This is a genomic window from Microbacterium sp. (genome assembly GCF_041909575.1).
Lineage (GTDB): Bacteria > Actinomycetota > Actinomycetes > Actinomycetales > Microbacteriaceae > Microbacterium.
Genome location: NZ_JAYRDE010000029.1, coordinates 14969 through 27495 on the forward strand (window position 1 = coordinate 14969; position 12527 = coordinate 27495).

Genomic DNA, 12527 nt, shown 5'->3' on the forward strand with positions numbered 1-12527 from the left:
CCGGCGCGGTAGCACTCCGCGGCGCCGAGGGCAATCCCCGAGGCCACGAGGAGGAGCCGGGTTAGCGTCGGGGTGTTCCGACGAGAGGAGAACGCCCGTGGCAACCACCACAGCCAAGAAGACCCCCTCGAAGGCGAGCGCACCTGCGGCGCGCAACCGCCGCCGCACCGCCCGCGGCGGGAGCGGGGCGGAGCTCACCAGCGAGCAGAACGCCGAGCAGGGGTTCACCGCCTCGGAGTCGCTCAGCGAGAACCTCCAGAAGGTGCTCGTGGATCTGATCGAGCTGTCGCTGCAGGGCAAGCAGGCGCACTGGAACGTCGTGGGCCGCAACTTCCGCGACACACACCAGCAGCTCGACGAGATCATCGACGCCGCACGCGAGTTCGGCGACACGGTGGCCGAGCGCATGCGCTCGCTGCACGCACTGCCCGACGGACGCAGCGATCTCGTGGCGCAGACCACGACGCTGCCGGAGTTCCCCCAGGGCGAGATCGCCACGAACGAGGTCGTCGACCTCATGACCGAGCGGCTCGACGCGGTCGCATCGACCTGTCGCGACGTCCACGACGACGTCGACGAAGAAGACCCCACGAGTGCTGACATCCTGCACGCGATCCTTGAGCGCGTCGAACAGCTCTCGTGGATGGTGAGCGCGGAGAACCGCACGCCGAAGCGGTGATCCCAGGCGCCCCAGACGCTGCCCACCAGTCCTCCGGGACGGTGGGCAGCGCCGATTCCGGGCCGCTTGCTCGCCGATCGCAAAGTGTGAGCGGTAACTTGATCCTTGCGGGCCGTAAGGGTGAGCGCTAACATCGCCTCGGAAACCCACCACGTCGCGCTGACGCGGCGACCGAAGGATGTGCGATGAAGCAGCCTCTTGTCCGACGTACCCTCGCGAGCCTGACGGCCATCGCCCTCGGTCTGACCGGCGTGGTCGCTGCCTCGCAGCCCGCCGTGGCCGCAGCGACGCTCGTCGCCCACTATCCCCTGAATGAGACGGCCGGTACCGTCGCCGTCGACGCGTCCGGCTCCGGTCGTGACGGCACGTACGTCGGCGGCGCGTCGCTCACCGGTGGCGAAGGCGTGCGGCTCGACGGCACGGATGACTACGTCGATCTGCCGGACAACCTCCTCGCCGGCCTCACCTCGATCACGGTGAGCGCCGAGGTTCTCGTGCGTTCCGCGCAGGGGACGCCGTACTTCATCTACGGCTTCGGAAACACCGACGGCGGGGGTGTCGGCAACGGGTACCTGTACTCGACGGGCAACTCCTACAAGACATCGATCGCGACCGGCAACTGGTCGACCGAGCAGACCGCCAGCAGCGGGTCGAACCTCGAGCGCGACGTCTGGAAGACGATCACCTACACGCTCGACGACGCCAGCAGCACGGCCCGGATCTACCTCGACGGCGTCGAGGTCGGCGCCAACACCGGCGTCACCACCACCCCCGGCAGCATCGGCGGCGGCGTCACCACCGCGAACTACCTCGGGCGGTCGGTCTACAACGCCGACAAGCGGCTCGCGGGGAGTCTCCGCGACGTGCGCATCTACGACACCGCGCTCACTGCGGGCGAGGTCGCCGCACTGGTGCCGTCCGACGCGACGCGCGTGCAGCGCGACGCCGCAGCGCTCTCGCTCGGCGACCTCGACTCGGTCACCGCGAACGTCGCGCTCCCGGCGAAGGGCGCCAACGGCTCGACCCTGACGTGGGCCTCGAGCGACCCCGCCGTGATCACAGACGCCGGCGTCGTCACGCGACCGGCAGCCGGAGCACCCGCCGCCGAGGTCACCCTCACCGCGACGCTCACCCGCGGCACCGCAACCGGCACCACGGCGTTCACCGCGACCGTGCTCCCGCTGCCCGGCGGAGCGGCGCTCGCGCAGGAGGACCTGGACGCCGTCGTGATCCCGAACGCCGGCGACATCCGCGGCAACATCACCCTCCCGGCGGAGGGCTCGGTCAACGGCAGCGCCATCGCCTGGTCGGCGTCGCCCTCCGGCGTGATCACGACGACCGCACAGGGCGGCAAGGCGGCGGGCGTCGTGACCCGCGGCGCCACCGACACCGTGGTGAGCCTCACGGCCACCGTGCCCGGAACCACCGCGACGCGCAGCATCCCCGTCACGGTCACGGCCGCTCCCGCCGACCTCGACACCGACTACACGGCCGGCTACCTCTGGACCCACTTCGCGGCCGAGGGCGGGTACGAGAAGATCTTCTTCGGCCACTCCGACGACGGCCTCCACTGGTCCAAGCTCAACGACGACCAGCCGATCCTCGCCAACCTCGGCGGCGACCTCGGCGTGCGCGACCCGCACCTCGTCCGCTCCCCCGACGGCGACAAGTACTGGATCATCGGAACCGACCTCCACGCCGAGGGCGGCGGGGCCGGCGGCTCCGGCTGGGACCAGCTCAACGCGAGCCAGAACATCGTGGTGTGGGAGTCGACCGACCTCGTGAACTGGAGCGATCAGCGGATCGTGTTCGCCGGCTTCGACCAGGCCGGCTGCGTGTGGGCGCCGGAGGCGACCTACAACGAGGAGACCGGCGAGTACTACGTCTACTGGGCCGCCCGCGACCGCACCGACGACGGCACGAACGACTGGGCGCTGCGCATGTACCTGACCAAGACGCGCGACTTCACGACCTTCACCGAACCCGAGATCTGGACGTCGCTCAACGAGAAGGGCGACGGGCTCACCGGTCCGAACATCATCGACTCGACGATCGCGAAGGAAGGCGACACCTACTACCGCTTCTCGACGTCGGACTGGCACACCGTGGTCGACACGGCGACGTCGCTCGACGGCCCCTGGACTCGGGTGATCGACCGGGGCGAGGCATCCGCTCACGGCCTCCGCGCCTCGATGGAGGGCCTCACCGTCTACCCGCTGCCCGACGGTCGCTGGGCGGCGATGGGCGACCAGAGCGGCTACTACGGCCACACCGCCGAGACGCTCGAGAGCCTGGACTTCACGCAGCTGAGCGTGGGGGCCGGGGCCGACCAGTACTCGTTCGACCAGCGCTTCCGCCACGGCTCGGTGATTCGGCTGTCGGCCGCCGAGGAGGAGCGCTTGCTCGAGGCGTACGGCGACGAGCCGGTCGACCCGGAGGAGCCCGAGGAGCCTCAGCAGGAGCCGATCGCCGAGTACACCTTCGACGACGGCACGCTCGGGGACTCGGCGGGCGACGCCGATCTGACGGCGAGCGGCACCGCGGCAGTGGCGACGGATGCCGCGAAGGGCAAGGCTCTCCGCCTCGACGGCACCGCCAACGGGTTCGCGTCGTTCCCGGCAGGGTTCTTCGACGGCCGCAGCACGATGACGGTGTCGATGGATGTGAAGTCGGAGCTCGCGAGCGGCAACTTCTTCACCTTCGCGCTCGGCGCCGACACGAGCAAGTACTACTTCCTGAGGCTGCGCGGCGGCGACGTGCGCAGCGCGATCACCCAGTCGTCGTGGCAGAACGAGTCCGCGGTGACCGGATCGGTCGCGAGCGGCGCGTGGCACCGCGTGGACGTCGTCTTCGACGGCGCGAAGATGACGGTGTACGCCGATGGCGTGAAGCTGGGCGAGAACGCGGCACTGAACACACGCGTGGCCGACCTCGGCGAGAACCTCGCCGGCTACCTCGGGAAGTCGTTCTACGCGGGCGACGCCTACTTCCGCGGCTGGTTCGACAACGTCCGCGTCTACAACCGCGCCCTCCCCGCGAGCGAGGTGCTGGCGAACGCCGGCGTCACCGACCAGCTGCTCGACGTGTCGCTCAGCGATCCGTCGAAGCTGAAGGCGGCGCCGATCGTGGATGCGAGTGCGCACACGGCCGTGATCCCGGTGGTGAAGGGCACGGACGTGACGAGCCTCGCGCCGACGTTCACGACCGCCCCCGGCGTGACGGTGTCGCCTGCCTCGGGGTCGGTCGTCGACCTCAGCGAACCCGTGACGTACACGCTGAGCGAGCCGGATGGCGGGACCACCACGTGGACGATCGAGGCCCGTGTGGTCAACAGCCCCGTGCTGCCGGGACTCTACGCCGACCCGAACATCGCCGTGTTCGGCGACACCTACTACATCTATGCCACCACCGACGGCTTCCCCGGCTGGGGCGGCAAGGAGTTCTACGTCTGGTCGTCGAAGAACCTCGTGGACTGGACGCGCTCGGACGAGCCCTTCCTCACCCTCGACGGAGCGAACGGCGACGTGCCGTGGGCCACGGGCAACGCGTGGGCGCCGACGATCATCGAGCGCGACGGGAAGTACTACTTCTACTTCAGCGGACACAACGCGGCGCTGAACCGCAAGACGATCGGGGTGGCCGTGGCCGACAGCCCGCTCGGCCCATTCGTGGCGCAGCCGAACGCGATGATCCTCAACAACGAGGCCGTCACGTCGGGCCAGGCGATCGACCCGGCGGCGTTCCACGACCCCGTCACCGGGAAGTGGCACCTCGGGTGGGGCAACGGCTCGCCGGTGCTGGCCGAGCTCGGCGACGACATGGTCTCGATCAAGCCGGGCACGTACCAGCGCATCACGGGGCTGACGGACTTCCGCGAGGGCGTCTTCTTCAACTACCGCGACGGGCTGTACCACCTGACCTACGCGATCGACGACACGGGCTCGGAGAACTACCGTGTCGGCTACGCCACGGCGACGAGCATGAGCGGACCCTGGACCTACCGCGGCGTGATCCTGCAGAAGGACCTGTCGCTGGGCATCAAGGGCCCCGGACACAGCTCGATCATCAACGTGCCGGGAACCGACGACTGGTACATCGCCTACCACCGCTTCGCGCTCCCGGGCGGCGACGGCACCCACCGTGAGACGACGATCGACAAGCTGGAGTTCGGAGCCGACGGCCTCATCCAGCCGGTGGTCCCGACGCTGGAGAGCGTCGCACCGCAGACGATCGTGCTGCCCGAGACGGGTCCGGAGGTGGACGTCGCGGTGTCGGCCCGCTGCGTGAGCGGCAAGACGACGCTCATCGTGCAGGTGGTCAACCGCGACGACGTGCCGGTCGCGCTGAAGGTCGAGAGCACCTACGGCTCGAAGACCGTCGCCGCGGTCCAGCCGGGCAAGACGTCGTCGCAGGCGTTCAGCACGCGCCTGGCGAACATCGAGGGCGGCACGGTGTCGGTGACGGCGAGCGCGACGGTCGACGGCGAGCAGGTGACGTCGGTGACGGATGCCTCGTACTCCGCGCAGGTGTGCGGCTGACGGGACTCGCGCAGAGGGGGCGGGTGCGCGATGCACCCGCCCCCTCTCGTCCGTGCGTGGGGGTCAGAAGACGAACATCTGGCCCATGATCAGGATGGCGATGAAGAAGACGCCGATGATCGCGGCGATGATCCCGAGCGTCTTGCCCGAGAGCTTGGCCACGCCCCAGCCCACGAGGAAGGGAAGGGCGAACAGAAGGATCGCCACGATCCACCAGAAGAGCACGTAGCCGGTGGTCGAGGCATCCTCGAGCCGCCCGCCGAACAGCTGCTGCGTGCTCGGGTGCGTTGCGAACCGCACCGCGGCCGAGATCGGGACTGCGACGAACGCGAAGATGATGAGGCCGATGAGCGCGCCCCACAGCCCGGGGCTGCCGTTGCCGCTGAGGACGCCGCCGTGGGGTTCCTGGTCGTGACGAGTTGCCATGGCGATGACCCTATCGGGGCGGTGGCGGGGCTTCGCGTCCCCCGCTCAGGATGAGAAGGCCGGTGCGTGGCAGCGAGCGGATGGACGAGCGATCGCACGAGCCTCCTCCCCAACCGGGTCGCCGTAGGTGCTATTCACAGGATTATTCCTCTGATCGGGTCTTTCCACCGGTTGATGTCGGAACCCCTCACGAGAATGGAGGGCATGGAAGACCTCGTCGACACGCTGCGCGGCATCGAACGCGCCCTGGGTTCGACGGTGTCCCGCGCGTTCGCGGTCGACGCCGCGGTCGGTCTCGTCGACGACGATCTCCTCGCTGCGCTGTCGGTGCTGGCGCGCGTGCGCCGCGAGTCGGAGGCCCTCCTCGTCGAGGTGGTCGCGCAGGTCGACGCACGGGCGGATGCCGCTCCCCACGCCGAGCGGATCACCACGGTGCACGGCTGCCGGTCGGTGACCGAGCTCGTCCAGCGCGTCACGAAGGTCTCGGCGAGGTCGGCTGCGGAGTTCGTCCGCGTCGGGCGGGCGATCCGTCGGGAGGTGACGGCGAGCGGGCTCGTCCTGGAGCCGACGTACCCGGCGATGCGGGAGGCTGCGGCCGGCGGCGCGGCGGGCGTGGATGCGCTGTCCGCGGTCATCGCGACGCTGGATGCCGCCGCCTGCGAGCCCGACGCCCGCCGGGCGGCCGACGAAGAGCTCGCCGCGGCTCTGCGGGGCGACGGGGCCGACGGCGGCCCGGTGCCGTGCGCCGACGAGCTGCGCGCGCAGGCGGGCGTGTGGGCGATGTATCTGGATCAGGACGGCGCCGAGCCGCGGGACGCACGGGCGCTGCGCCGACGCGGGCTGACGCTCGGGGTATGCCGCGACGGGCTGGTTCCCGTTCGCGGTGCCCTGCTGCCCGAGGTCGCCGGGCAGCTCACGCGCATCTTCGACAGCCTGCTGAACCCGAAGGTCGACGGGGCCCTTGCAGGCCCGGTCTTCGTGGAGCGCGACCCTGGCGAACCGGTCGAGGCATCCGCCGATCCCCGCAACCGAGCGCAGAAGCAGCACGACGCCCTCGCCACGGCGCTGGGCGTGGCGGCACGCGCGGGCGAACTGCCGACGATCGGCGGCGCCGCACCGACGCTCGTCGTGTCCGTCCGGGCGGGCGATCTGGAACAGGGTCGCGGATTCGCGCATCTCGAAGGCTGCGACGAGCCGTTGCCGCTGGCGGTGGCGCGGCAGGTGGCGTGTTCCGGCGCCGTGCAGCGGGTGACCGCCGACGACCGCGGACGCATCCTGGCCATCGGCGTCGCCGATCGCGTGTTCGCCGCCCACCAGCGCAAGGCGATCGTGCTGCGCGACGGCGGGTGCGTCATCCCCGGGTGTCACGTGCCGGCCGCCTGGTGCGAGATCCACCACGTCGAGGAGGCCGCACGCGGTGGCCCGACGCACACCGACAACGGAGTGCTGCTGTGCTGGTTCCACCACCGCACGATCGACACGGGCGGGTGGAAGGTCCGGATGAGGGGCGGCATCCCGGAAGTGCGCGGCCCCTCCTGGTGGGACTCGTCCCTGCGGTGGCGCGCGGTCACGAAGTCGCCCGTGCGATTGCGGGAGAGACACGCATCGGCGCGGGCATGATCCGGGTGAATCAGCGCGCGGCGCGGAACGAACGCGGTGGAGAGGTCCGGGTGCGGACGAGGGGGACGGACGCTGACGAGGTATCGCGTGGGGGCCGCGTGCGGACGAGGGGTCGAGTGGGGGCCGGGTGCGCCCGGCGCGCTTCGCCATAATGGGGGCATGGCGGCCGGCTACAGCGCGATCTCGAGCTACTCGCGCGTGGAGATCATGCACCTCGTGCAGCAGCGGCCGCGCCGTCCCATCGCCGAGCTCGTCGAGGCGACGGGCCTGCACCCCAATACGGTCCGCGAGCACCTCCAGCGCCTCATCGACGCCGGGTACGTGGTGGCCGAGACCGAGCACCGGACGACGCGCGGGCGGCCGCGGGTGCTCTACACCGCCGCGAGCGGTGAGGACGACGCATCCAGCCCCATCGCTGCGCAGCGGGCGAGGGATGCCGCGGTCCGCGGCGACCTGCTGCGCCGCGTGTACCCGACCGGCGGGCGCGAGACGCTCCAGCCCGAGGCGCTCCACCAGCTCGACGCGCTCGTCGAGGATCTCGGCATGGCCGGCTTCGACCCGCTCGTGGACGAGACCGGGCTGACCGTCGACCTGACACCGTGCCCGCATGCGACGACGACCGACCACCGCGGCACCCTGTGCCGCGTGCACGTCGGACTCATGGACGGCGTCCTCGCGCAGGCGGGCGGACCGCTGCGGATCGACGGCATCGCGCCGTCCTGCGACCCGGCGCACTGCGTCGTGCAGCTGTCGCTTCAGCCTGCGGCGTCGAGCCCCACGCGGTCCGGCCGGGAGTAGACGTTCATCGAGCCTCCGCGCACGAATCCCGCGAGGGTGAGCCCGGATGACTCGGCCAGCTCGACCGCGAGCGACGACGGCGCCGACACCGCCGACAGGATCGGGATGCCCGCCATCACGGCCTTCTGCACGAGCTCGAAGCTCGCCCGGCCCGACACCTGCAGCACGGTGCCCCGCAGCGGCAGGCGATCGGCGAGCACCGCCCAGCCGACGACCTTGTCGACGGCGTTGTGACGTCCGACGTCCTCGCGCACCACCAGGAGCTCGCCCGTCGCGGCGTCGAACAGCGCCGCCGCATGCAGGCCGCCGGTCTTGCCGAACAGTGCCTGCTCCTCGCGCAGCCGATCGGGAAGGCTCAGCAGCAGGGCGGCGTCGACGGGCGCGGCATCCGCCGCCACGACATGGGACGAGACTGTCTCGACCGCGTCGATCGAGGCCTTGCCGCACAGCCCGCAGGAGCTCGTCGTGTAGAAGCGACGCGCGAGGTCGGGATCGGGCGGAGCGACCCCGGGCGCGAGGGCGACATCCAGGACGTTGTAGGTGTTCTCGGCGCTGCCCGCCGAACCGACCGCACCGGTGCCGGGACCACCGCAGTGGATCGCCGAGCGGAACTGCCCGCCGTGCGCGATGACGCCCTCCGACACCAGGAATCCCGCGGCGAGCTCGACGTCGTGCCCCGGGGTGCGCATCGTGATCGCGAGGGGCGCGCCGCCGACCCGGATCTCGAGCGGCTCCTCGACGACGAGCGTGTCGCCGCGCCGCCGACTACCGAGTCGCTCTCCGTCGTCCGCGATGCGGAGCACCGGGCGGTGGACCGTGAGCCGGCCCATCCTCAGCCGCCGATCGCGTTCATGCCGCGCACGGGCTGCAGGAACGCGGGATCGTCGATCGCGTGCCCCGGGAGCTTGCCGTGCACGCAGGAGCGCAGCATCCGATCGACGGCCTCGTCGCGAGCGCTCCCCTCGGCCCCGCGCAGGACGGGAAGAAGGTCGTACTCGGTCGTCGAGAACAGGCAGTTGCGCAGCTGGCCGTCGGCGGTGAGGCGCAGCCGGTCGCAGTCCCCGCAGAACGGGGCGGTGACCGACGCGATCACGCCGACCGTGTGCGGGCCGCCGTCGAGATACCAGCGCGCGGCCGGCGCGCCGGCCCGACCCGGCACCGGCGTGAGCTCCCAGCGCGCCGAGAGCGTGGCGAGGATCTCGTCCTGCGTCACCATACGGGCGCGGTCCCACGTGTGACCGGCGTCCAGCGGCATCTGCTCGATGAAGCGCATCTGCGCGTCGTGGGCGATCGCGAACTCCACGAGGTCGACGAGCTCGTCGTCGTTGACGTCGCGCATCGCGACCGCGTTCAGCTTCAGCGGGCGCAGAGCGGATGCCGCAGCCGCGGCGATCCCGTCGAGCACGTCGTCGAGACGGTCCCGGCGCGTGAGGTCGCGGAATCGGTCGCGGCGCAGCGTGTCGATGGAGATGTTCAGGCGTCGCAGGCCGGCGTCGACGAGATCGGGCAGAACCTCGGGCAGGCGGATGCCGTTGGTCGTCATGGCGATGTCCACGGGATGGCCGTCGGGCCCGCGCACCCCGGCGAGACGCCGAACGACGTCGACGATGTCGGTGCGCAGCAGAGGCTCGCCGCCGGTGAGACGGAAGGTCGTCACGCCGTCGGCCGCCGCGATGCGGGCGACGGCGACGATCTCGTCGAGCGTGAGGATGCTCGACTTCGCGAGCCACTCGTTCCCCTGCTCGGGCATGCAGTAGGTGCACCGCAGCGAGCACCGGTCGGTGAGCGAGATGCGCAGGTCGCGGTGGACGCGGCCGTGGGTGTCCACGAGCGGGCGTCCGGGTCCGGCGGCGGCGTGATCGTACGGCGTCGCGGTGCGAGGCATCCGCGGCGCGATCGTCACCGGGATCGCCGTCACGCGGGCGTCCTGCGGTGCCGGACACGATTCGCCATGGTTCGAGCGTAGCCGCGCACCGCCCGCACGGTTCCGTGCCCGGGCTTTTTCACGGCGGAACCGGATGCGCGGACGCGCGATTGTTGGGATCGTGTCTCGCAGGGACCCTGCCCGGGGTGCCTCCGCGTGTGGTCTGACCACATGGTACTGTGGTCAGACCACAGGATGATTCGAGCGATCGGAGAACGCATCGTGGATCTGCTGGACCCTCTGCTCCTTGCCCGCTGGCAGTTCGGCCTCACCACGCTGTACCACTTCCTGTTCGTGCCGCTGACCCTCGGCATGGCGCTCACGGTCTCGATCTTCCAGACCGCGTGGTTCCGCACCGGGAACGTGAAGTGGCTCCACCTGACCCGCTTCTTCGGCAAGATCTTCCTGATCAACTTCGCCATGGGCGTCGTGACGGGCATCGTCCAGGAGTTCCAGTTCGGCATGAACTGGTCGGCGTACTCGCGCTTCGTGGGCGACGTGTTCGGCGCTCCCCTCGCCTTCGAGGGGCTCATGGCCTTCTTCTTCGAGGCGACCTTCATCGGCCTGTGGATCTTCGGCTGGGATCGCCTGCCCCGGGCGCTGCACCTCGCGAGCATCTGGATCGCGACCATCGGCGCCTGGTTCTCGGCCTACTTCATCCTCGCCGCCAACGCCTTCATGCAGAACCCGGTCGGGTTCCGGATGGCCGAGGACGGCTCCCGCGCCGAGATGACCGACTTCTTCGCGGTGCTCTCGAACCCGGTCGCCCTGGCCGCCCTCCCCCACACCCTGTTCGCAGCGTTCATGATGACCGCCGGCGTGATCATCTCGATCTCGGCCTGGCAGCTCATGCGCGGTCAGAACGTCGAGATGATGCGCTCGTCCCTGAAGTACGGCCTGTGGGGCATGATCGTCGCGTTCGGCGGGGTCGCGCTGTCGGGCGACCAGCTCAGCCTCGTGATGGTCTCCACCCAGCCGATGAAGATGGCAGCCGCGGAGGCGACGTTCGACACCGTGTGCGGAGCGGATGCCTCGTTCTCGATCTTCACGCTGGGAACCCCCGACGGCTCGAGCGAGCTGTTCTCGATCCGCGTGCCGTACCTGCTCGCGCTGCTGTCGACCCACTCGCTGGACGGCTGCGTCGAGGGCATCAACGACCTCAACGCGCTCTACACGACCGAGATGTTCCCACAGTTCGCCGACCAGGTCGACGGCAGCTTCGCGCCGGTGCTATGGGTCACGTACTGGTCCTTCCGCTGGATGATCGGACTCGGCTCCGTCGCGGCCCTCACCGCCGTCGTGGGCCTCTGGCTCACCCGCCGCAAGGCCAAGCGAGAGGTGCCGCAGTGGGCGTGGAAGCTCGCAGTCTGGGCGTGGCCGGCATCCCTGTTCGCGATCCTCGTGGGCTGGGTCTTCACCGAGATGGGCCGTCAGCCGTGGATCGTGTTCGGGCTCATGCTCACCGAGGACGGCGTCTCGCCGAGCGTCCCCGGCTGGACGGTGCTCATCTCGCTCACCGCGTTCACCCTGATCTACGCCGCGCTCGCGGTGGTCGAGATCGGGCTGATCATGAAGACCGCCAAGAAGGGCCCCGACCCGCTGCCCGGCCCGGACGATCCCGATCCTCGTGAACGAGCGGTCGACGACACCCCGACGACGGTCTACTAGGAGCAGGCAATGGATCTCGCATACCTCTGGTTCTGGATCGTCGGCTTCCTCTTCGTCGGCTACTTCGTGCTCGACGGGTTCGACTTCGGCGTGGGCATGTCATTGCCGTTCCTCGGCAAGGACGACATCGGCAGGCGCCAGATCATCAACACGATCGGCCCGGTGTGGGACCTCAACGAGACGTGGGTCATCGTCGCCGGTGCGTGCCTGTTCGCCGCCTTCCCGGAGTGGTACGCGACCCTCTTCAGCGGCTTCTACCTGGCGCTCCTGCTCATCCTGCTCGCACTGATCCTGCGCGGCGTCTCATTCGAGTACCGCCACCAGCGCGACAGCCTGCGCTGGAAGCGCGGCTTCGACAGGATGATCGTGATCGGCTCGGCCGTCCCGGCACTGCTGTGGGGCGTCGCCGTCGCCAACATCGTGCAGGGCGTGCCGCTGGACGTCGATCACGAGTTCACGGGCTCGCTGCTCACGCTCCTGAACCCCTACGGCCTCCTCGGCGGGCTCACGACCCTGCTGCTCTTCTTCACGCACGGCGTCTACTTCATCGCGCTGAAGACCGACGGCCAGGTCGCCGCGGACGCGCGCCGGCTCGCCGGCCGCGCGGGCGCGCTCACCATCGTCGTGGCGGCGGCGTTCCTGGTGTGGACCGTCGGACTGGCCTTCACCGAGGGGCGGGAGTTCGCCATGGTCACCGCGGTCCTCTCCGCGGTGGCGGCGGTGCTCCTGCTCGCCTCCTGGATCTCCAACGCGCGCGGCCGCGAAGGCTGGGCGTTCGGGTTCGGCGCGGTGACCATCGTCACCGCGGTGCTCGCGCTGTGGTTCGCCCTCTTCCCCTTCGTGATGCCCTCGAGCACGGATCTCGCGAACAGCC

Annotated in this window: 9 protein-coding genes; 6 read left to right on the forward strand and 3 right to left on the reverse strand. The window is 70.2% G+C overall.

Annotation, left to right across the window (positions count from 1 at the left end):
* Positions 1-97 precede the first annotated feature (97 nt).
* The gene (locus ACE3O1_RS06270) at positions 98-679 is read left to right on the forward strand and encodes a Dps family protein (RefSeq protein WP_374313549.1); all 582 of its coding nucleotides are present in this window, start codon (positions 98-100) and stop codon (positions 677-679) included.
* Positions 680-864: 185 nt separating this feature from the next.
* Positions 865-5217, forward strand: coding sequence for a family 43 glycosylhydrolase (locus tag ACE3O1_RS06275; RefSeq protein ID WP_374313551.1), 4353 nt, complete (start codon positions 865-867; stop codon positions 5215-5217).
* Positions 5218-5280: 63 nt separating this feature from the next.
* Here the strand turns inward: ACE3O1_RS06275 and ACE3O1_RS06280 are convergent, their stop codons facing one another.
* Positions 5281-5643, reverse strand: a complete 363-nt coding sequence (locus ACE3O1_RS06280) for a hypothetical protein (RefSeq protein WP_374313553.1) — start codon at positions 5641-5643, stop codon at positions 5281-5283.
* A gap of 204 nt (positions 5644-5847) precedes the next feature.
* Between ACE3O1_RS06280 and ACE3O1_RS06285 the strand changes: the two genes are divergently transcribed.
* Both ACE3O1_RS06285 and ACE3O1_RS06290 read left to right on the forward strand, forming a co-directional pair.
* Positions 5848-7263, forward strand: coding sequence for a DUF222 domain-containing protein (locus tag ACE3O1_RS06285; protein ID WP_374313555.1), 1416 nt, complete (start codon positions 5848-5850; stop codon positions 7261-7263).
* Positions 7264-7422: 159 nt separating this feature from the next.
* Positions 7423-8061, forward strand: coding sequence for an ArsR family transcriptional regulator (locus ACE3O1_RS06290; protein WP_374313557.1), 639 nt, complete (start codon positions 7423-7425; stop codon positions 8059-8061).
* Here the strand turns inward: ACE3O1_RS06290 and fdhD are convergent.
* On the reverse strand, positions 8019-8891 hold the full coding sequence (fdhD, locus tag ACE3O1_RS06295; protein ID WP_374313559.1) for a formate dehydrogenase accessory sulfurtransferase FdhD: 873 nt from the start codon (positions 8889-8891) through the stop codon (positions 8019-8021). The genes ACE3O1_RS06290 and fdhD overlap by 43 nt on opposite strands.
* Before the next feature lie 2 nt (positions 8892-8893).
* The gene (gene moaA, locus ACE3O1_RS06300; RefSeq protein WP_374313567.1) at positions 8894-9946 is read right to left on the reverse strand and encodes a GTP 3',8-cyclase MoaA; all 1053 of its coding nucleotides are present in this window, start codon (positions 9944-9946) and stop codon (positions 8894-8896) included.
* 261 nt (positions 9947-10207) lie between these two features.
* On the opposite strand from moaA, the gene ACE3O1_RS06305 reads away from it, so the two are divergent.
* Positions 10208-11653 carry a cytochrome ubiquinol oxidase subunit I gene (locus tag ACE3O1_RS06305; RefSeq protein WP_374313561.1) on the forward strand — a complete coding sequence of 482 codons (1446 nt, stop codon included), beginning with the start codon at positions 10208-10210 and terminating at the stop codon, positions 11651-11653.
* Positions 11654-11662: 9 nt separating this feature from the next.
* On the forward strand, positions 11663-12527 hold an 865-nt coding region (gene cydB, locus ACE3O1_RS06310), incomplete at its 3' end, for a cytochrome d ubiquinol oxidase subunit II (RefSeq protein WP_374313563.1).

Coding starts and splice junctions, on each gene's coding strand:
- ACE3O1_RS06290 (WP_374313557.1), top strand. CDS start 7,423: ATGGCGGCCGGCTACAGCGCGATCTCGAGCTACTCGCGCGTGGAGATC.
- fdhD (WP_374313559.1), bottom strand. CDS start 8,891: ATGGGCCGGCTCACGGTCCACCGCCCGGTGCTCCGCATCGCGGACGAC.
- ACE3O1_RS06280 (WP_374313553.1), bottom strand. CDS start 5,643: ATGGCAACTCGTCACGACCAGGAACCCCACGGCGGCGTCCTCAGCGGC.
- ACE3O1_RS06285 (WP_374313555.1), top strand. CDS start 5,848: ATGGAAGACCTCGTCGACACGCTGCGCGGCATCGAACGCGCCCTGGGT.
- moaA (WP_374313567.1), bottom strand. CDS start 9,946: ATGCCTCGCACCGCGACGCCGTACGATCACGCCGCCGCCGGACCCGGA.
- ACE3O1_RS06275 (WP_374313551.1), top strand. CDS start 865: ATGAAGCAGCCTCTTGTCCGACGTACCCTCGCGAGCCTGACGGCCATC.